Annotated in this window: 13 protein-coding genes and 1 tRNA gene; 7 read left to right on the forward strand and 7 right to left on the reverse strand. The window is 64.6% G+C overall.

The annotated features are described in order from the left end of the window. The first annotated feature begins 146 nt into the window (after positions 1–146). Together AC2A1N_RS12950 and AC2A1N_RS12955 are read left to right on the forward strand one after the other, a co-directional pair. Positions 147–782: a GyrI-like domain-containing protein gene (locus AC2A1N_RS12950; RefSeq protein WP_061479141.1), complete on the forward strand. Its 636-nt coding sequence runs from the start codon at positions 147–149 to the stop codon at positions 780–782. A gap of 13 nt (positions 783–795) precedes the next feature. Further along, on the forward strand, positions 796–1128 hold the full coding sequence (locus AC2A1N_RS12955) for a hypothetical protein (protein WP_061479140.1): 333 nt from the start codon (positions 796–798) through the stop codon (positions 1126–1128). Positions 1129–1588: 460 nt separating this feature from the next. Here the strand turns inward: AC2A1N_RS12955 and AC2A1N_RS12960 are convergent, their stop codons facing one another. The 7 genes from AC2A1N_RS12960 to AC2A1N_RS12990 all read right to left on the reverse strand — a co-directional run bounded on the left by AC2A1N_RS12960 (position 1589) and on the right by AC2A1N_RS12990 (position 14057). Then, a complete protein-coding gene (locus AC2A1N_RS12960; protein ID WP_484372446.1) occupies positions 1589–2794 on the reverse strand; it encodes an RHS repeat domain-containing protein in 1206 nt (401 codons plus the stop codon). Further along, positions 2794–2869, reverse strand: a tRNA-Thr gene (locus AC2A1N_RS12965). The genes AC2A1N_RS12960 and AC2A1N_RS12965 overlap by 1 nt, the downstream gene beginning before the upstream one ends. 145 nt (positions 2870–3014) lie before the next feature. Next, positions 3015–3473, reverse strand: coding sequence for a hypothetical protein (locus AC2A1N_RS12970; RefSeq protein ID WP_156476635.1), 459 nt, complete (start codon positions 3471–3473; stop codon positions 3015–3017). Between the two features lie 27 nt (positions 3474–3500). Further along, complete coding sequence (locus AC2A1N_RS12975; protein ID WP_484372448.1) at positions 3501–4553, reverse strand: RHS repeat-associated core domain-containing protein; 1053 nt, start codon at positions 4551–4553, stop codon at positions 3501–3503. Further along, positions 4495–9876: a hypothetical protein gene (locus AC2A1N_RS12980; RefSeq protein ID WP_484372450.1), complete on the reverse strand. Its 5382-nt coding sequence runs from the start codon at positions 9874–9876 to the stop codon at positions 4495–4497. Before AC2A1N_RS12980 ends, AC2A1N_RS12975 begins: the two co-directional genes overlap by 59 nt. A 205-nt stretch (positions 9877–10081) precedes the next feature. Then, positions 10082–11086 (reverse strand): 2-hydroxyacid dehydrogenase, encoded by a 1005-nt coding sequence (locus AC2A1N_RS12985; protein WP_242893919.1) that lies wholly within the window; start codon positions 11084–11086, stop codon positions 10082–10084. A 97-nt stretch (positions 11087–11183) separates the two neighbouring features. Continuing rightward, on the reverse strand, positions 11184–14057 hold the full coding sequence (locus AC2A1N_RS12990; RefSeq protein WP_484372452.1) for an autotransporter domain-containing protein: 2874 nt from the start codon (positions 14055–14057) through the stop codon (positions 11184–11186). Positions 14058–14293: 236 nt separating this feature from the next. On the opposite strand from AC2A1N_RS12990, the gene AC2A1N_RS12995 reads away from it, so the two are divergent. The 5 genes from AC2A1N_RS12995 to AC2A1N_RS13015 are packed head-to-tail and all read left to right on the forward strand — an operon-like array spanning position 14294 to position 20302. Beyond that, positions 14294–14821: an RNA polymerase sigma factor gene (locus AC2A1N_RS12995; protein WP_080352916.1), complete on the forward strand. Its 528-nt coding sequence runs from the start codon at positions 14294–14296 to the stop codon at positions 14819–14821. Beyond that, the gene (locus AC2A1N_RS13000) at positions 14818–15786 is read left to right on the forward strand and encodes a FecR family protein (RefSeq protein ID WP_061479135.1); all 969 of its coding nucleotides are present in this window, start codon (positions 14818–14820) and stop codon (positions 15784–15786) included. The genes AC2A1N_RS12995 and AC2A1N_RS13000 overlap by 4 nt, the downstream gene beginning before the upstream one ends. Positions 15787–15797: 11 nt before the next feature. Next, positions 15798–18596: a TonB-dependent receptor plug domain-containing protein gene (locus AC2A1N_RS13005; RefSeq protein ID WP_484372455.1), complete on the forward strand. Its 2799-nt coding sequence runs from the start codon at positions 15798–15800 to the stop codon at positions 18594–18596. Positions 18597–18641: 45 nt separating this feature from the next. Then, a complete protein-coding gene (locus AC2A1N_RS13010) occupies positions 18642–19598 on the forward strand; it encodes a hypothetical protein (protein ID WP_484372457.1) in 957 nt (318 codons plus the stop codon). After that, positions 19595–20302, forward strand: coding sequence for a hypothetical protein (locus AC2A1N_RS13015; protein WP_484372459.1), 708 nt, complete (start codon positions 19595–19597; stop codon positions 20300–20302). The genes AC2A1N_RS13010 and AC2A1N_RS13015 overlap by 4 nt, the downstream gene beginning before the upstream one ends. The last annotated feature ends 3 nt before the right edge of the window (positions 20303–20305 follow it).

Here is a 20305-nt window from a genome sequence, read left to right on the forward strand (position 1 = left end):
ACGCGCGGCGGGCAGGACGCCCGCGGGCGGCATCCTGGCATCAGGTGCTGGCCGGCAGTCCGCCCTCGTTCGGCAAAGTCACCTGAACCTGTTCAGGCGTGCTGACGGGTGCCTGGCGTGGGATGCTCGGCGCAGGAGGAAGGCCCGTGGACAAGATCGACTTCAAGAAGCGCGACCGGGCGCTCTATCAACCGCCCGCCGGCAGGTTCGTACGCGTGGATGTACCGCCCATTCCCTACGTGATGGTCGATGGTCGCGGCGACCCGAACACGGCCCCCGCCTACCTGCAGGCCGTGCAGTGGCTGTATTCGGTGAGCTATGCACTGAAGTTCGCGCTGAAGGCCGAAGGGCGCGACTACGTGGTGCCACCGCTGGAAGCACTGTGGAGTGCCGAGAACCCGGCCAGCTTCGTCGCGCGGCGCAAGGATGAGTGGGCCTGGACCGTGATGATCCGCACGCCTGAGGACATCCGGCCTGCGCAGTGGCAAGCGGCGATCAGCAACGCGCGCGCGAAGCTGGGAGATGCGCCGCCCAGCCTCCGCCATGAACGCCTTGCCGAAGGCCCCAGCCTGCAGACGTTGCACGTGGGCGCCTACGACGACGAAGGCCCCATCCTGGCGCAGCTGCATGACCAAGTGATGCCCGCACTGGGATACACCTTTGCCGGCCCCCATCATGAGATCTACCTCAGCGACCCGCGCAGGACCGACGCAGCGCGGTTGAAAACCGTGCTGCGGCAGCCGGTGCGGCCGATCGGGCCTGATGAGGATTCCCGCAGATGACACAAGGAATGCCATGCGCCTGATCAACCGACTCCTGCACTGGAACACCCTGCCCGCCGGGCGCCGCCTGATGGCCGTGCTGGGTGCTGCGCTGGTGATCGTGCTGGCCTGCAATCCGGATCTGCTGCCGTTGTTACCGGTGGTGGATGCGCTGGGGCTGGACGTGCTGATGCTGTTGCTGGGTGCGCAGGTGGTGGCGGTACTGCCTTGGGTGCGGGAGCGGGCCGCGCGCGGGATCAGAGTGCTCGCACGCCTGCTGATCGGCGCATTGGCGGGAGCTGCAGGTGGCTACATCCGGCAGCTGGCGTGGTGGCTGGCGAAGGATGCGGGGATGGCGCGGCGTTGATGGCGTCGCGCCGCTAATCGGCCCAACGAAAAGCCCCGACCAAAGGCCAGGGCTTTTCTACAACTGGTGCCGGAAACAGGAGTCGAACCTACATTTCATCTCAGTCCCGGGTCTGTCGGTCCAGCGATATTTCCGGTTCCGACCATCCTGTCCAGACTCTCCTCAAATACCTCACCATCTTCAATGTAGAGCTGGACTTCGTGGTCGGATGATAGCCGGATGTCCAGTACCCATACTTGCGGCGCGCCGGCAAGCGCATCGCACAGATCACCCGTAGACACCTCTAACGGCCTGTTCACCATCCGCTCTCGAAGATGACCCAAGGTCGCTTTTGACTCCGCTCCCGAAGGGACATCCAAATGCGATAGCAGCCAAATATCATTCGTGCTGAAGTTATCTCTTAACGCCTCAACTACCCTGTCTCCCGTGATTGGGAAGTCCCAAGCGTTTACCGTCATGACTATCCGCCTCCGTTAAGCGGCCGCGCGGGTCCGCGTGAAGGAGTGCCCCCGGTAGCACTCGGCCCATAAGGATGTTCGTGCGGGTTCGTATGACTGCCCGGCCGGCCGTGGTCAGTAAAATCAATAGTCTTTACCGGCCTCCCGTGACCGTCGAATTCTCTCGCCTGGTCGTACTTTCCATTTCTACCATCTCGCTGCCCCAGTTGCGTATGCGGGCCAGCCGCATCCGGTTCTGGTGCAGGCTCACCATTGGGCTTAGTGGGTAGTGGTCGGTCGGGGAAACGATTGGGTATTGGCTGCCCGTCTCGCCCCCGCCGAACTGTATCCCGACCTGCGGGACGTTCAGTGGGTCTCGAAGTTGGCCTTCCACTTGGCCCGCTCTCGCGATTCCCCCCGGATGTATCCTCACTGCGCTGGATGTTTCCACCGGGGTTGGGAACCGGGATGGGGAGGATGTAAGGGGCCGGCATCGGAATCGCCTGCCGTCCATCAGGATCAGTGAACTTGTACGGATTCCCGTTGGCATAGCGATACCGATTGAACTGCCCAACCGGCTGCTCATACGCCGTCACCGGATCCACCGACAGGAACACCCCCAACTGCGGATCCATGTACCGCTGCTGCATGTAGCTCAGCCCGGTGGTCGAGTCGCTCACATGCCCCGTATACCCTGGTCCGTCCGTGACCTGACCACCGACTACGGCTCCGTAGGGCTCGTAGTCATAGCGCTTGATCACGTTGCCGTTGGCATCGCTCTCGGCCACGACCGAGCCCAGCGCGTCCGTGTGGATGTAGGTGACCGTCGCTTGGGCAATTGCGGCTGGCGACACGCCAAGGCCGATCAGCAGCACGCAGCACAGCCAAGCGCCCAATGCCCCCAGCTTCCGAACTCGATCTTCAATCCTCCTGAAGCGGGTCGACACACCGCCTGCAGTTCCCCCGAACCTGCGCATCCTTCCAATCCCTGAAAGAGCCTCGAAGCAAGGCCGTGTACTCATAGCACAGGAATGACCGGCTGCGGTTGCCAAGTCAGGAACAGGGCGAGGAGGTAAGCGTCTGGGAAGCCGGAGGGGCGAGCTGCCCCCCCGAGATTCGGAAATCGCGACCTGCCAGCCATGGGCTGGCACTACGGGTTGCCGGCCAGCGGCCGGCACTACCGGAGCACAAAAAAGCCCCGACCAGGGCCGGGGCTTTCCATCAAACATGGTGCCGGAAACAGGAGTCGAACCTGCGACCTACGCATTACGAATGCGCCGCTCTACCAACTGAGCTATTCCGGCTTAGCTGGGCATCATAGCAGCAACTTTTCGCTGTGGTCAATTACCCCCACGGGTGGACAATTGCCTACTGGCCCCTCAGAACGTCCGCAGTCATTGAGTCACACTCTCAACCCACGCCACCTTCCCAGCCTGCCAGGGGGTGAACCTACGGCCCCGGTGGCAATTCGCACGTTGATGTCCCCTCTATGGCTTTGATCGCCTTTTCAATCTCTTCGCGAGGGCTTACTGCTGGTGCAAGAACCAGCGGTCCCAAGTTGGACTCAATGGGTTCTGTCTTTTTAATTGCATCATGGAGAAGAGGCAGCGCCACTCGAGAATGGCATCCAAGCACTGCCAATGTCTTCGATGCGTAAAACCGCCCCACATCGCCATCAACATCTAGAAGTGAAGCGATCTCGCGCACTGTCGAGCTGTTGACTTCATTAACTTCCTCCTTCCTGAGACCCGAAAGATATTCGAACAAGGCACTCATACCCAGAGCCCTTCCATCGGCGGTAGGTTGCGCTTTTATCTCATGAACTGATGAAGTGACACTTCGGTTAACGTCCTGACCACCTCCTACAGATGCAACACTGAGAACAAAAAAAAGTGCAAACACTTCCATACATCCCTCCAATACCCGAATAACTCATCAAGGCCATTCCACTTGAAATCTAACATCTACCGAAGGCGTCGCCGAGGAAGTACTCAATTTCGGATCAACTGATGTTGAAGGAAGTACTCCTGCGAACCCTACTCCACCAGGCACAAAGGAAGAAGGCAAACTCAAACCCTCATAGAACCTAGCACTTCCAGACCAGGTCACCTTTCCCCTATACCATTCACTCGGAAGCCTGTTGACCTTGAATGTATCCTGTCCATAGGGTGTAGGAACCGAACTCCCTGGAGACACCGTCCAAGCTTCCCAGTAGCGAGTGGATGGAAGACCCACGATGCGATGCCCTGCCCTGTCAAACGCCTCAACAGTAACTGAAATATCTTGGACTATCGCACCACCTCTTGGCGAAACCTGAGAAAGGCTCCAATTCCGCACCAGTTCACTTGTCCCATTGGCACCTGCGGAACGGTTGATCGTCTCGTCTGCAACGAGACGCTGCCCACCGATAGAAGTGCTCCTCACTCCCGCTGTTGACCTGCTCACTCCGGAGGAACCGCCAAGCGCCCCCTGCTCCAACTGGCAGCCTGTGTCTTTGCCACACGCTCGTCGGCCATCGGGATCAAAGTAGCGGTAGGGATTCGAATTGGCGTACCTGTAGCGTCCGAATGCGCCCACCGGATCGCGCATAGCCGATACAGGATCCACACTTAGAAACACACCCAACTGTGAATCCATGTACCGTTGCTGCATGTAGCTCAAGCCTGTCGAGGCATCGGTCACATGCCCGGTATAACCAGGCCCATCAGCGACGGACCCACCAATCACAGCACCATAGGGCTCATAGGTGGTACGTCGGATAACGATGCCAGCTGAGTCAGTCTCAGCGACCGGTGACCCTAACGCATCGGTGTGGATATAGGTAATCGTCTCCGCAGCAGCCTGATTGAACAGCCCACCCAGAATCAGCGCGGCCCCGGCAGCGGTCCGAATCAGCAGCGTCCTCATTCCTGCGTCCATCGAGTCCACCTCAGTTCGACCAGGCCGAGCACGCCTGCGCATTGCAGGCACGAACGACGTAGGCTGCATCGCATCGAGTGTCCAGCTCGTAGCCTGCCCCCGTGGTCGTATAGGTCGCACCACCGCGGGACGAACGCACCTGGTAGTAGGTTGCACCAGTGGAAATATTCCAGACGATGGAGCACAGCTGAGGTTGATTCTTGGCGATCCTCACGCCGGTCGGAACCGGAGGCGCACTGGAGATGACGATCTGACCCGACACGGAACTCGGCCCGCACCCGGCAGGATTGCAGGCACGACCACGGTAGAAGAACGTCCCACCACTGCCCTTGCTCAGGGTGACGCTGCGTTCACCCGCGATGGTGCTCCAGTTGGCATTGTCGGTGCTCTCGTCGATCTCGTAGCGGGACGCCTCCGCCACTTCCAGCAAGGCGACGGAGTAACCCACTCCCATGCCCGCTGTTCCAGGCACCCGGATCTCGGGAGCAGCCGGAGGACCAATCACGCGCACACCCGCTACCGCCGACCATGGGCCGCATCCAGCAACATTGCAACCACGCACCTGATAATCCCACTGACCAGGCCAACGGCCGCCACGCGCCACCGAGGTAGCGCCATCCTCCTGAGCAAGGCCGAAGCCACCACCATTGAACTGTTCCATCAACTGATAGCTTGTCGCTGCGGGAATCGCACCCCACCACATGCTCACGGTGGAACTGTAACTCGTGCCGCCAAGGTGGATCCCCGTTGCCTGGACAGGGGGCAGCGTCACGACGATGTTCGCAGTTGAACTGGCCGCACTGCACCCGGCGTCATTACATGCGAACGCACGATAGGCATGACTACCAGCGCTTCGTCCGCTGATGGCCAGCTGAGTGCCGCTGATCCTGTTGATCTCTGTCCACGTGCCACCGTTGAGCTGCTCTTCAATGCGGTAGCTACTGGCTTGAGCCACACTCGAAAGAGAGAGCGTGTAGCTGCCGTTGTAGCTCGCGGCGGGCACGGACACTGTCGGCACGGATGGGGCATACAGCGCGGTAATCGCCGCTTCGGCCGAGTAGGCGCCGCAGCCCTGTGGATTGCATGCTTTGACCCGATAGCGATGGGTGCCTGCAGGCTTGCTGGTCACTTGATAGGTTCGGCCAGAGCCATCAAAGGCCACATTCCAACCATCACCCACGGCCTCTTCAAGCACAAAGCGGGCAGCACCCTGCACCGCTGACCAGCTTAGGGAATAGGTTCCGTTGATACCTTGTGCCGGTGCGGTGATCACCGGTGCAGCTGTGGGAGCAAGCTCCACCTGGATGGAGGCTTCCACACCCCAAGCGCCGCAGACAGTGCCATTGCAGGCACGGCCACGATATCGATAGACGCCGGAGCTTCGCCCGGCCAGCGAAACGTTCAGCGCGGGCCCTTGATAGACAGCCTGCCAGTCTCCGCCATTCGACTCCTGCACCTCGTAACGCTGCGCACCGGCAACGGCTGCCCACTGCACCGCAAACGCGCCGTCCGCGCTGTAACCCGGAACCGTTACGACCAATGCTGCAGGCGCGATATCCACAGCACGCTTGGCAACGAGGCTGCCGTTGAGCTGGATATAGTCAAAGCCCTTCGCCTGGCGCTGGTCGTGCTGATAGCGCAGCACGCCATCCTGCCCATACAGGGAGCGAATGTTGCCATTGGTTGCGCTGGCCAAGGTACGACGGCCATGTGCATCGTACTGATAAGCCTCCTTGCCATCGACCTCGCGCAGGCGATTGCCATAGTCGAACCGGAACGCCACGCCGTTGCGGATCTTCAGATTGCCCTGCGCGTCATACCCCAGCCCGGTCACGGTCGCACCACTGTCGACATCCCGCACGTTCGTCAACCGATTGTTGAAGTCGTATTCAAAGGACTGCCGCCGCGCGCCGACGTTGGCGGCCACGATGTTGTCCAGAACGTTGTACGCATAGCTTGCGTTTCCGAAGCTGGCTGCCGTCACCTCGGTCAGACGATCCAGACCGTCATAGCGCATGTCGCGGTTTCCAGGGGCTGCCGGCAGGCCGTCACTGATGGCCGCCACATTGCCATTGGCATCGTAATCGTAGCCATCATCGATGACCTTGCCACCGGCACCACTGTCGGTGCTGCGATCGGGAAGGCCGCGCGCGTTCTGCGTCATCTGATGCACGACGCCGTTACCATAGGTGAAGCCGCTCATGCCGCCGTTCGCGTAATAGCGCACGTTGGTGGCGAAGGTTCCGGCGCGCGTCGGCTGCCCCAGCGCATTCGGGCCGTAGTCGATCGTCAGGCCGGACGGCTGCACATGAGTTGCCAAGGCGCCGTTCGCATCGTAGCCATAGCCCAGTGCCCAAGGCTCGCCGCCGTCGTAGGCCACGCTCTCGGACGTAGGCAGCCCGCGTAGGTTGTAGGTGTAGTCGTTGGTGGTGACGGCGCCGTTGTTGCGGGTCTGCACACGCTTCACTTTCCCGCCAGGCCAGTAGTTCCAGTCCTGATCACCCTGGCCATCCGAGAAGCGCAGCGTCAGCAAACGATTCATGCTGTCGTAGGTGCGGTCAGCCCGTGAAGGCGACGCATAGGCAGCCTCGCTGTCGCATTGAGGGCCCAGCAACGTCAGGCCCGAGGCAGACCAGAGCAGATTGCCTGCAGCGTCATAGCCCATGCCGGTCGCACCCGTTTCGGGCTCCATGCTCTTGCACAGTCGCTGGGCGCCGTCATAGACGTACTGCCGCCGCACACTGATGCTGCCATCGCCGTTGCGTCGCAGGATCGACAGCGGCTTACCCAGCGTGTCGCGCTGAATCTCCGTCACCACTCCCTCAGCGTGGAGAATCCGGATAGGCGTGTCCTGGCTGGGCTTGCCGTACATCAGGTAGTCGGTGGTGGTGGCAATGCCGCGCGGATTGGTCACCCTTACGCTGCCTCCACCGAGCTGCTCGGTGGTCGTGACAAGCCGGCCCAGTTCGCTGTCCTGCTCGCTGCGATTGGGGCGCCCGAGCGCGTCATAGCCGGTATGGGTGCCGGGCAGCGCCGAGCGGAAGTCGGTCGCCGCACGAGTCGGATAGGAGGTGAAAACCGTGCGTCCATTGCTGTCATAACGGGTCACCGTCTGGCGCAATGTACCGTCACGGTCCGCAGCGTCGAACGACTCTTCCAGTACTGGGCGCCACAACCCGTCGTAGTACGTCACCGCGCGCGCGTTGCCGGTGCTGGACTCGCGTTTCCAATGCCCTGCTTCCAGCCCGACCTCCGCGCCCGCCACCTGGAAGAACCGCGTCGTTGCAGGATTCCAGGCCACGCTGTCATTGGCGGCCTGGGTCGCCAGTACGATCCGGCCCATCCCGTCGTAGTCGAAGCTTCGGCTGGCACCATTGGGCTCCACCGCCGTGCGCACCCAACCATTGTCGTCGACCTGCAGCGAGGCACTGCTGCCGTCCGGGTACGCAACAGTCTGCGGCAGACCACGCTTCCAGCTGCCCAGTGCAATGGCATTGCCCTTGCCGTCGGCCAGGGAGGCGAGCGTGCCATCCGCGTGGTAACCCAGCGCCTGCTGCAGCATACCGAAGGCGTAGGTACGCTGCGGGCGCGCCAAGGCGTCGAAGTCAGTGCGCTCGGTCTCGATCTCGACGCCACCAACGGTCTGTGTACTGCGCCCGACCTGGCCGAGTATCCAGCGGCCGGTGTCGTCGAAGTAGGTGGTTCTCAGCGTCCGCGAGCGCCCCAACGAGTTGCTCTCGGTCTGCACCACCGGCCGCACATGCACATCGAACTGATCTGTCGTGTTGACGAAGCTGACGCCATCCTGGCTGAGAACGGACTGCTTCAAGGGACGCGCCCTCACCGCGAACGCATCATCCGCTGCAGACAGCAGACCATAGCTGTCAGCGAACGGCATCGTGGGCGCATCCGCCTCGGTAACGTAGCTGTTGCTAACGACCTGGACGATCGTTCCGTCAGGGGCGCGGACAGCCTCTTCCAACAGCTGACCTTCGTTCTCGTCAATCTTGATTCCGAACACGCGATGGCGGCGGGTGCCATCCGGTTCAACGACGGTGGAAACCGCAGCATCGGCACGCGAGTCGTAACCGCCGCCTTCAAATGACCAGGCCTGGGCGCTCAACCCCGGCCCAGACAAAAGCTTCCGCTTGATTGCATAGAGGTCGAACGAAGCCGAGGCGCGCTGGTAGTAACGGGTACCCAGTTTTGCGCAGGCGTTTGCACCGATACCCGTGCGGATGCGCCGAACGTACTCAAACTCGAATTCGCCGCGCGCGCCCGCTGGATGGGTCGCGACCAACGTAAACGTCGAAGGAATGAACGATGGTTTGGTGCAACGCGTCGGGTTTCCATCCCAGGATCCATACTCGGGGTTCAGTCCGCCAAACTCGTCAGGTGCGCTGTACTCATAGGTGTAACGCGAACCGTCCGGCTGGACCACCGCGCGCAGGCTTGGCCAGCGCGCGAATCCCAGCGCCCCGGCTCGCGCGTTGTACTCATAGCGCCAGGTGCGGCCATTGGCGGTCGCACTGGTGATTTCGTCACCAGCGTAGGCGATGTCGATGGCACGCCCATCGTTGCTTCGGATCCCGACCAGCTTGTCTCCGGCATAGTCGTAGGCGACCCAGTTGCCGTGGCGGTCTTCGACCCGGCTTGCCATCAGCAACACCCGCACCATTCCGAAGCTCGAGCCACCGAAGTCCATCGGCCCGACCCAACGCTCGATTCCCACGTCGAAGAAGTACCGGTTGCCCTCGCCATCCACCCCAAGAAATCCTTCACCTGGATAGCCGTTGGCGGTGGCTGGCAGGCAGGAGAAACGGAGATTACCCCGCGTTCCCCAGTTGTAGATGGCGCCATCGGTCGGCCGCGGATTGACCGTGCCGGCTGCGCCGATATAGAGGAGCTCCTGGTCGGAGCCACCGGGGATGTGTGCCTTGTTGCCGGTCCAAACTTCGTACAGATTCGCGATGGTCGGAACCTTCGGGTAGAAGGGCTGACCACAGCGTTGCGTCGCCCCGTTGCCCCCGATGTTCCATTTGCTTGTGGCTTCGAACGTCCCATCGATGAAGGGGACATCGATGTCCCAGCTACCGAATCCGCCCAGTGGCTGGCGGTCCTTGAATGAGCCTATCGACAAGCGGCGCTGCAGCCGCACCGGCAAGGCAGAGTTGCCAGGGAGTTCAACGTCGGTAACCACGAACTCGGTCGCGCCGGAGCTTGGATTGATCTTCTCGCCGAACAGTTCCGATGTCAGCGGCGAGAGCATCTCACCTGTCCGGATCCGCTTGTTGTATTCGGTATGCGGGGTCAACGGGCTGCTTGCGACAGCCGACCAGACCATACCCACCAATACCGTCCCCAACACCCCCCGCAACGGCCAATTGCGCATGGAACATCCCTCTTTCCAGATGCGTCGGCAAACGGACTACGCACATCCGCCGACCTGTCCTGGCGTCATGTTCCGGCCAACCTGCAACTGCGCCGTCCCTTGCGCCCCTATGATTCAGAGAGGCGCAAGCCCCTCCTTCACCCCAGCTTCATATGATATTCATTCAAAGTAAAGACCCTACCCGCCTACAAGTGCGCCGCGACGCCTACTCATCCCCCACCCGGTTCGCACACACCCGCCCCTCGGCAAAATCCCGCAGATTCCCCAGCGTAATCGCCGAGATCTCCTGCAGCGCCTCCACGGTGAAGAAGCCCTGGTGGCCGGTCACCAGCACATTGGGGAAGGTCATCAGGCGCTGGAAGGCCTCGTCGTCGATGATCTCGCCGGAGAGGTCCTGGAAGAACAGCGCGCTTTCCTGCTCGTACACGTCGATGGCCAGATGACCCAGCCGCCGTGACTTCAGCGCGCGGATCACCGCATGGGTATCGACCAGCCCGCCGCGCGAGGTGTTGACCAGCATCGCGCCGGTCTTCATCCGCGCCAGCGAGGCGTCGTTGATCAGATGCTGGGTATCGGGTGTCAGCGGGCAATGCAGCGACACGATATCGGCGCGCGCCAGCAGTTCATCCAGCCCAACCATGTCGCCCACGCCGGCGAAGGCCGGCGATGGATACGGGTCGTGCCCCAGCACGATGCAGCCCATGCCCCTGAAGATGCGCGCAGTAGCCAGGCCGATCTTGCCGGTGCCGACGATGCCGACCGTGCGCCCGTGCAGGGTGCGCCCGAGCAGGCCATCGAGCATGAAGTTGCCTTCGCGCACGCGGTTGTAGGCGCGATGGGTCTGCCGGTTGAGGGTCATCACCAGCGCCAGTGCATGCTCGGCCACGGCCTCGGGCGAATAGGCAGGAACACGGGCCACGAAAAGATCCAGCGCTTTCGCGGCGACGAGATCCACGTTGTTGAAACCGGCGCAGCGCAGCAGCACGGCGCGCACGCCCAGCGCATGCAGCGCGTGCAGTACCGGCGCGTCCAGGCGGTCATTGACGAACACGCATACCGCGGCGCATTCCTGTGCCAACGCAGCGGTATGCACGTCCAGCGCGGCATCGAAGTACACGAACACAAAGCCCTGCCCGGCCGCATCGCGCTGGTTGGCCTCGTCGAGGAAACGACGATCGTAGGGGCGGGCACTGAAAACGGCGATCTGCATGACGGGGCCTGGCTGGAGTTCCCTGCCGACCATACCGCAGCACCTGCCCTGATGGGATGGCCCCGGCGATACGCATATCGCCGGGGCCGGGTACCACTTAGAACCGATAGCCCAGGCCCAGCATCACGCCGTTCTGGATCTGCCCGTCGCGGCGCTCACCCACGTAGTCGGCCATGATCGAGAGGCGCTCGCTGGCGCGACTGGTCACGCCCACGTTCCAGGCCAGCACCTGCTCGCCCACGGCCTGGCTGCTGGCACCAAACACCAGGTCCGGGGCCGCAGCAAAGCCGGTGCTGTAGCGCGCCTGCGAATCGCCCAGCTCCTTCTGCCAGACCACCCGCGCGCGCGGGGTGATGCGCTCGCCGTTGTTGCCTTCGAAGGTCTTGAACAGCTGCAGGCCCGCACCCACGCGGATGCTCTCCAGGCTGCCACTGCGGCCAACCAGCGCACCGGCGCCCTGCCCTTCATTGAAACGGGTGGCCGAGGTCCGTGCGTAGTCCACCACCGGCAGCAGCGGCTGGATCACCAGGCCCTTGCCGGTGGTGATCGAGAACGCATGTTCAACACGTGCGGAGATCGCATCGTTGCTGTACTTCGCGCGCAGAGGCTGCTGCAGCCCATCAATGCCGCCGACACCGCGGCGGGTGTCATGCCGCAGGTCGGTGTAGCGCACGGCCGCCGACAGATAGCCCCGCGAATAGGTCGCGTCCAGATAGCCGCCCACGTCCAGCGCGCGCACGTCTCCGCTGAATTCGGAGCCATCGCTGGCCTTGGTCGACATGTCGGCCGCTGCCACGCTGACGCCAAGGGTGACGCGGTCATCGGCCACGCGGGTGTCGGCACCGACCACGATGCCACCGATGTCGTGGCTCAGGCCGGCCACGCCGCCGTCGGCATCGATGCGGCCATGGCTGGCGAAACCGCGTGCCCACAGGCCATGGCTGCGCCCCGCCACGCGGCTGTCGCCAGCAGCCTCGCCCGCCGGCTCGACCAGATGCATGGCCAGCTGATTGAACAGGCTGCCATGGCGCATGCCCGGCTGCGCTGAGACCGACTGCGCCGCCTGCGAAGCCAACCCGTCTGCATCGCCGCCACTGCGCATCGCTGCTTGGTGCTGCTGCACGACGTTGCCGATGCTGCCGATCAGTGCATTGTCGGCCAGGCGCAGGCTGGCGTGCGCGTCACCGCGCAGGGCGCCAGCCTGCTGTGCGATCACATCACGGTCAGCGAACTGCAGCGCGCCGAGCAACGACTTCAGGCCGCTGTCCTGCCGGTCCGATGCAGCGGCCAGCGCGCGCCCCAGGCCGTCGCCGGAGGTGCCGTTGGTGAACAGGCCCAGCTGGTCGAAGCCTGGATTGGCAGTCAACCACAGGCCATCGGCGGTCTGGTTGACGTTGAAGCTGAGCAGCGAATTGTGGCGCGGGCGGAACACTTCACCGGCCGTGATGCTGGCGCTGTAGCCGGCATCGCCCAGCCGCACGGCATCCTGGAAGCCCCCCTGGTAGATCGGCCCTTCCACCAGGTCGCGACGGTAGGTGCCGGCATAGAAGCCCTGGGCCACGTTCAGCGCCAGGTGCGCGCCCTGCGCGATCACCAGCGCGCCCTCCTCGGAGCCGCCATCGTAGAAGCTGCCCACGCGCAGGCGGCCACTGCCGGCACCACCCGCTTCGGTAACATCGAACAGCACCTGCCCGCCGGGCATGATGTTGACGTAGCCGTGGGTCACCAGATCACCGCCACGCGGCATCAGCGTGCCGAACACGCGCAGGCGGTTGAAGCCATCCTCGCGGTAGGACGGGCCGGTGCCATCCAGCAACGCATCGCTGTCGGTGCCGACCGATGCGATATCGCCATGGCCGACCACGATGCTGCCCGGCATCACCCGCAGTTCGGGGGTGCGCAGCGCACCACCCTCCAGTGCGATGGTGCCGTTGTCCACCACAATGAAATCGGCGCCAGTGGTTTCGGCGGTGCGCCAGGTGGCGCCGTTGCTGACACGGATCACGCCCGCCGAACTGGCCAGGGTGGACGCATCCAGATCGGCCAGCCGCAACTGGCCGCGCAGCTCATCCTGGAGGTCGGGATCGGCGAGCAGCTGTTGCAGCGACTGCGTGCCGATGCCGTTCGGCCCCCGCGTGGAGACGTTGTACAGGCTCACCGCGTAGTTGATGTAGGTGCTGGCCCAGTCGGTGTTCCAGCGCGCGAAATCGTCGTCGACGAAGGCCTGCAGCTGGCGCGCGGTGCGCAGGTAGCCCGGGTTGATGTCGCCGCTGACGTTGCTGGTGACACGGAGGGTGTCGCCCGGATCGCGATAGCCTGCCGTGTTGATGATGTTGTTGCCGCGGATGTCCTGGCTCGGGAACGACTCCAGCTTGCTGCCGCTGCCATCCGGATCGAAGGTGACCGACGTACCCGTGGTGCGCGCCGGGTCGCGGAATACCAGCAGGCCATTGGGTTGAACCACTTCATACATCGCCTTGTGCAACAGGCCCGCATCCATGCCGCCGCCGTAGTTGCCTGTGTAGATCTGGGTCATGCGCGCTGACGGCGCATAGGTGATCTTGCCGCCACTGCTGGCGGCATGGATCTGCACCGAGTCGACCAGTGGCAGATCGCCGCCGAGGTAACGGTTGACGCCACCGGACTGCATGATCGAGCAGGACGAGATGCAGTGGCCGGACACGATGGTGTCCAGGCCCTGGGTGCGGATCACCGCCTGCAGCCACTCGCCAGCGATCAGCGCGCCACCATTGGATGTGCGCAGCACGACTTCGCGGATCGGACGGCCTTCAGCCTGTGCCTTGGCCAGCAGCGCGGGCAGCGCCACCACGTCGGCGACGGTGACGCCGCCGCTGAGGAAGACGCGATCGTCCCGCACGTGATAATTCATTGCCATGACGTCATCAACCGCCGCCATGGCGGTGATGCCCATCAGCCCGGCCAGGGCCAGGCTCAACTTCGAATGCTTCATGTGTTCTCTCTCCACCCGCAACACACGGGTCAGGAGTTCAACGTCCGGGCGGCGCAAACTCCCCCAGCGCACCAGCCCCCGAAACATGAATGCATTCACAATGGAATCAGGGGCCATGCACACTCTTCCCCATCCGGTCATCGTCGCGTAAAACTCGAAGACGCACCCGCCACCGACGCCCGAGGCCAGCCCTGTCCACGCCCTCTCCTCTGATCCATCGCGCGCCGGACCTGTCCGTGCCGACGGACGCGTTCATTGCGTTCGTACGGGAAGAACGCGCGCCGTTGTGCGCTTTCCTGCGCACGCGCGGCGTTGGGCCGGAGGATGCCGAGGACATCGCGCAGGACTGCATGGAGCGGCTGATCCGCTATCGCGCGCACAGTGCCGACGAGCTGCGGTTGCTGCTGTATCGTATCGCCCGCAACCGCCTGGCAGACCGCGGCCGCTCGTCGCAGTCGCGGCCACACCTGTCTCTTGCCGAACACGATGGCGGCGACGAGCCCTCCAGCACGTCGCCCGATCCATTGCGCCAGGCCGAGTCCGGGCAGATGCTGTCCCTGCTGCGGCAGGCCCTGTTCAAGCTGCCCGAGCGCGCGCGCGAGGTGTACCTGCTCAACCGGATCACCGGCATGAGCTATACGCAGATCGCGCGGCACTGTGGAATCACCGCCAAGACCGTGGAAAAACATATCGCCCGCGCCCTGCAGGGCCTGCGCCAGGAACTCGGATCGGATCCGCTGCACAACGACAGGGACAACGGATGAGTCACGCCAGACCCAGGGAAGACACCCTGCTGTTTGAACGCGCCAGCGCCTGGGTGGCGCGGCTGGAGGCTCCGGACTGCACGCCGGGCGAGCGAGAGAGGTTCGAGGACTGGCTGGCCGAGGACCCGGCCCATGTCAGCGCCTGGATCCAGGCCGAGACCCTGTTCCAGCGGGGCGAAGAACTGGCCGCCGACCCGTGGCTGCGCACCGCCGCAGCACGTGCGGCACGGCCGGCGCAGCGTCGCTGGCTGCCGGCAGTGGCCGCCGCCGCAGGCGTCTGCCTGGCCATCGGGATCGGCTGGATGGTCGCCATCGACGGCAACCCCACACCGCTGCGCTATGCCAACGATTCCCACCAGCCCCGGCAGCAGACGCTGGCCGATGGCAGCGTGGCCACGCTGGATGCGGGCACCACGCTGCACGCCCGATTCGGTTGGCGCCATCGCAACCTGGTGCTGGAACGGGGCCGCCTGCAGCTGCAGGTCGCACCGTCGAGCAAGGCGCTGCAGCTGCGCGCCGGCGACAGCACCATCCGCGACATCGGCACCACCTTCCAGGTGGAGCGCCTGAACGACGGCCTGGTCGAAGTCGCGCTACTGGAAGGTGCGGTGGAAGTCAGCAATGGGGGGGGCCAGCACACCCTGGCACCCGGCCAGCAGCTGCAGGTGCTGCCCTCGGGCCGCTTCCAGCCCGGCCCGGCGCTGTCGTCCAATGCCGCTGCCGAAGGCTGGCTGAAGGGACAGCTGGTGTTCGATGCCACGCCGCTGTCGATCGTGGTCGAGCGCATGAACCGCTACGGTCGCACGCCGCTGGTGATCGCCGATCCCGAGATCGCCAGCCTGGCCGTGAGTGGCACCTTCCGTGCCGGCGATGCGCAGGAACTGCTGTCGGCGCTGGAACTAGGCTGGTCGGTGGCTGGCCAGGCGCGACCGGATGGCGCGCTGGAACTGCGCCGCACGTACTGAGGAGGCCTGCAGTGAAGGCAGTACCAGGCGCGCTGCGGGAGGGGCTGCTCCGCACCCTGTTCTGCTTCGCGCTGAGCTTCGCCGCGCTGCCCTCTGCCGATGCAGCCGAACAGGCCGGCACCCTGGAGGTCGATGTGGGTTCAGGCCCGCTCGCACCTGCCCTGCAGCAATGGGCGCGCCAGAGTGGCATCGCCCTGCTGTTCGATGCGCGTGAACTGGATGGCCTGCGCACGGCCGGCACCCATGGCCATAGCGACGCGGCCGCGGCCCTGAAGGAACTGGTCGCCGGCATGCCGGTGACCATCCTGCGCACGCCTGCCGGTGGATTCGTCGTCCGCCGCACCCGGCCGGCACCGCCATCGCCACCGCCAGTCGCGGCGCGTGCGATGCCCGCGGCACCGTCGCCGGGCAGGGTGCCCGAGACGCCACCGCAGGTGGAGCTGGCGCCGATCCATGTCACCGGCAGCCGGCTGCCGCGCACCTCCGTGCAGACCACGCTGCCGGTGACCATCATCGACCGCGATGACATCCTGCGCAGCGGTTACGGCAGCCTGTTCGACCTGCTGCGGCACTTGCCGGGCATGAACGGCCACCCGGCAATGAGCACCTCGCGCAGTGGCGATTCGCAGTACCTGCCGGTGGGTGCGGCCACCACCACCAGCCTGGACGGCATGGGACCGCGCGCGACCTTGTTTCTGGTCAATGGCCGGCGCCTGCCACGCTATCCGATGGTGTCGCTGGAACAGGGCGGGCTCACCGACCTGGGGGGCATCCCGCTCAGCTTCGTCGAGCGCATCGAACTGGTGCGTGGCGGTGCGTCGGCCATCTATGGTGCCGACGCGATGTCCGGCGTGGTCAACATCATCCTGCGTGACCAGGCCGATGGCCCTGAAGCCATGCTGCAGACCGGCCTGAGCGGGCGCGGCGACGCCGGCCAGTATCGCCTGCAGGCGGCCACCGGTGGCGTGCGCGACGGAGGGGACCGCTGGTTCGCTGGCATCGACCTGCATCGCATCGACCACGTGGCCGGCGATCGCCGCGAATGGCATGCGGAAACCTCGCAGTACCTGATCGGCGCGTTCCGCGATGGACGCTACTGGCCGGCAACGCGCTGCGAAGGGCCATTGAAACGGCGCGATGGTGCCTGCTGGTTCGACAGCGCACGCCCGCGTTCGCTGCAACCGGCCTCGGACACCGCCTCGGCCTACCTGCGCTATCGGCATGAGCGCGGCGAGGGTCGCTATGCCTACGCCGAGGCGCGGGCCAGCCACAACCGGCAGCGCTTCGACCTCGGCCCGACCGCCGTAGCCATCGGACTTTATGGGTTCACCTTCAACAGCGTGCTGCGCGAAGCCGGCAACGTGCGTCCGCATGTACGTGCCACCGATGCCGACGTCACCTTCGGCATCGGCCGCGACCAGGGCCGCCGCAGCTGGGATGCCGGCATCAGCGCACAGCGCAGCGATGTCACTCTGACGACGTCCGGCACCGTGCGCGCCCAACCACTTTTGCGCGCGGCCGAGACGCTGGATTTCCTGCCCGGCTTCACCTCGTTGCCGGCAGAGACCGCCGCGCAGTTGTTCCCGTCGATCCGCAACCGCGGGCGCACCGAGCAGTGGCAGGGCTGGTGGGGCATGCAGCGCGAGTTGATGCCATTGGCCGGCGGTGCTGCACAAGTGGCCACCGGCATCGACCTGCGCAAGGAACGCTGGACGTCGCATCCCGACGCGCTGCTGAGCCAGGGCGACCTGGCGCTGGGCCTGCCACAGGAACAACGCCACCTGTCACGCCGCAGTGGCGGTGCCTACGCCGAACTCGGCCTGCCCTTGGCGCGCACGCTGCGCATGGACCTGGCAGCACGCTGGGACCGCGATGGCGATTACCAGGCTTTCTCGCCCCGCGTGGGCGTACGCTGGAGCCCGACACCGCAGTGGTCATTCCTGCTTGCCACCGGGCGCGGCTACCGGGCCCCCAGCCTGTTCGAGCAACGGCGGCCGCCGGGCTATTTCGGCGCGATCGAACTACCCGCCTCCAGTGCACTGCCCGACTGCGCGCAGAGCAACGGCAACGGACGCTGCAGCGTAACCGTGGACGTGGTGGAGAACGATGCGCTGAAAGCGGAGCGGTCGCGCAGTCATTCCTTGGGTGCGACCTGGACACCGACCGACGCGTTTTCACTGTCGCTGACCCACAACATCGTCGAACTGCGCAACGAGATCCTGGCCCTGCAACCGGCCGACGCAGTGTGGAACTCAAGCACGTGGGAGTTGGACGAGGACGGCAACCTGCACAACCTGCGCCTGTCCTTCGACAACATCGGCCGCACCACGTCGCGCAACCTTGTTCTGCGCGGGGAGTACCACATCGACACCGGCAGCACCGGCCAGTGGCTGTTCTCCGTCGATGCATTGAAACAGCAGGAGCTACGCCGCGAGCGTGGCCACGAAGCGACGGTGGACCTGCGTGGCCATGTCACGCCAGCGATGGCCGCCGTGCTCAATGTGCAGTGGCAGAACAGCAACTGGGACATCGCCCTGCGCGGCAACCAGGTGGGACGCACGCGTGCCTGGCTGCCCGGTGCGGAATGCCCGGAGGAACAGCGCGAGAAGAACCATTGCATGAATCCGCGGCAGCTGCGCTGGAACCTGCATCTGGCAAGGCGGCTGGGGCCGCGCGTGGTCGCCGCGCTGGACGTGCACAACGTGCTCGACACGCAACCGGTGAACTACCTGGTCGGCAATGGCGGCCAGATGCCTGGGCTGGACGATCCACTTGGCCGCTACTTCCTGCTGACCCTGCAGATCCGCTGAGCGTAGTACCCTACGCGCCCTGTTCCATCGGTCCCCCACCACCCCATGAAGGCCTATCTCTGGTTCTGGGGCGCGTTCCTGCTGTTCTTCGCGTTGCCCTTCCCGAGCATCCTCTACTTCGGCACGTCGTGGCCGGTGCCACTGGCCGACCGCAGCGCGCCATGGCTGGCCCTGCTGCTGCTCGCGCTGTCGCTGGCCCTGTGGCTCGCGTTGCTGCTCGCCTTCCTGCACTACCTGCTGCTGGGCCCGCCGCGCGCGCTGCATCGGGTGCGCACCATCCTGGCCGACGGTGAGCCACGTGAGGCGTTGATCGAACAGGCCGAGCAGACCGGCGTGCACGTGCGCGGCTTCGCGCAGTGGAAGCTGCAACTGGGCTTCCAGAACCTGTCCGGCACGCCGATCAACGAGCAGATGCTGGTGGTGGACAGCAAACCGCAGCTGCAGCGTTTCGTGGCCGGCCAGCGCATCGAGGTTCGCCTGAGCCGGATGCCGGGTGCGTTCCCCAATGTGGTGCTGGACGGTGCCCAGCCCGAACTTGATGTCGCCAGCCTTTGGCGCCGCGGCGCCGGAGCGGTCATCGGCATCGTCGTGGTTGCCAGCGCCTACGTGCTCGCCTATCGGCTGCAGAGCGAGGGCCTGGGCTGGACGTTCCTGTCCTTCGGCCACCCACTGCTGGTGTGCCCGCTGGTGTTGTGCGGCTACGCCCTGGGCCTGCGCGTCCTGGGGCGCCTGCTGCAGGCCGATGCACGCGGCGACGCGCTGAAGTACCGCGGCATCGGCGTGGATGCGAAGGTGCTGAAGCTGCGCCAGACCGGCACCTACCTCAACGAGCAGCCGCAGGTGGAGTTCCAGCTGGAGTACACCGACCGCGAAGGTGGCATACAGCAGGTGAGCGTGCGCCGCTTCATCCCGTTGATCGAGCTGGCCAACCTTCCACGCGAGCAGGTCACGCTGCTGTACGACCCGGAAGATCGCGGCAACGTTCGCCTGGATGGTGTATGAAGCAGCCCCCCTCGACGCGGCTGGTATTTTCGATGGTGCTGCTGTTGCTGGCCGGCGTCGCCGTTGCCGGCGGGGCACTGCAGACCCTTGCCGAAACGATGGGCCATCCGGTGCAGGATGACCGCGCAACTACGCCGATCACCACGCCACCACCGCGCGAGCGGCCTGCTTCGCTCGCACCGATTCCCGAACCGCGGTCGATGCCGATGCCCGAACGCAGCAACCGCTTGTTCGATGCGGACTACCTGCTGGCCGCCCGCCAGGCACTGGAACAGATGCCAGCCCTGGCCGGGCACCGGTTGATGGTGTTCCACAGCATCCACTTCTACGACGACGGCCGCATCAATCTGGACCTGGTCGATCCGCAGCAACCTACGCACGTGGACAGCTACCACTTCGAGCACGGCCAGTGGCGCAAGGGCGAGCCGGTCGATCCGCAGCGCTTCGCGCCCACCATCACCCTGCGCCGCAGCAGCACGGCGCTGGCCAACATCGATTTCGAGGCGGTGCCACGCGTCGCCCAGGCGCTGCAGGCGCAGCGCAACGCGCTGATGGCCACGCCGGGTGACGTCGGCCACGTCTATGTGATCGTGCGCAAGGGTGGCAAGCTGGTGTGGCTGCCGGATGAAGTCGCCGGTGATCGCCAGTCCGTGCGACTCTCGTTCGATGCACAGGGCCGTTCCGGCAACGCGAGCCTCCGATAGTCA

This window comes from Stenotrophomonas maltophilia group sp. SKK55, from assembly GCF_057179845.1.

Excerpts from the sequence above, each read along its gene's own strand:
- AC2A1N_RS12955 (WP_061479140.1), top strand. The coding sequence starts at position 796 with ATGCGCCTGATCAACCGACTCCTGCACTGGAACACCCTGCCCGCCGGG.
- AC2A1N_RS12960 (WP_484372446.1), bottom strand. The coding sequence starts at position 2,794 with ATGTTTGATGGAAAGCCCCGGCCCTGGTCGGGGCTTTTTTGTGCTCCG.
- AC2A1N_RS12970 (WP_156476635.1), bottom strand. The coding sequence starts at position 3,473 with ATGGAAGTGTTTGCACTTTTTTTTGTTCTCAGTGTTGCATCTGTAGGA.
- AC2A1N_RS12975 (WP_484372448.1), bottom strand. The coding sequence starts at position 4,553 with ATGCAGCCTACGTCGTTCGTGCCTGCAATGCGCAGGCGTGCTCGGCCT.
- AC2A1N_RS12980 (WP_484372450.1), bottom strand. The coding sequence starts at position 9,876 with ATGCGCAATTGGCCGTTGCGGGGGGTGTTGGGGACGGTATTGGTGGGT.
- AC2A1N_RS12985 (WP_242893919.1), bottom strand. The coding sequence starts at position 11,086 with ATGCAGATCGCCGTTTTCAGTGCCCGCCCCTACGATCGTCGTTTCCTC.
- AC2A1N_RS12990 (WP_484372452.1), bottom strand. The coding sequence starts at position 14,057 with ATGAAGCATTCGAAGTTGAGCCTGGCCCTGGCCGGGCTGATGGGCATC.
- AC2A1N_RS13000 (WP_061479135.1), top strand. The coding sequence starts at position 14,818 with ATGAGTCACGCCAGACCCAGGGAAGACACCCTGCTGTTTGAACGCGCC.
- AC2A1N_RS13010 (WP_484372457.1), top strand. The coding sequence starts at position 18,642 with ATGAAGGCCTATCTCTGGTTCTGGGGCGCGTTCCTGCTGTTCTTCGCG.
- AC2A1N_RS13015 (WP_484372459.1), top strand. The coding sequence starts at position 19,595 with ATGAAGCAGCCCCCCTCGACGCGGCTGGTATTTTCGATGGTGCTGCTG.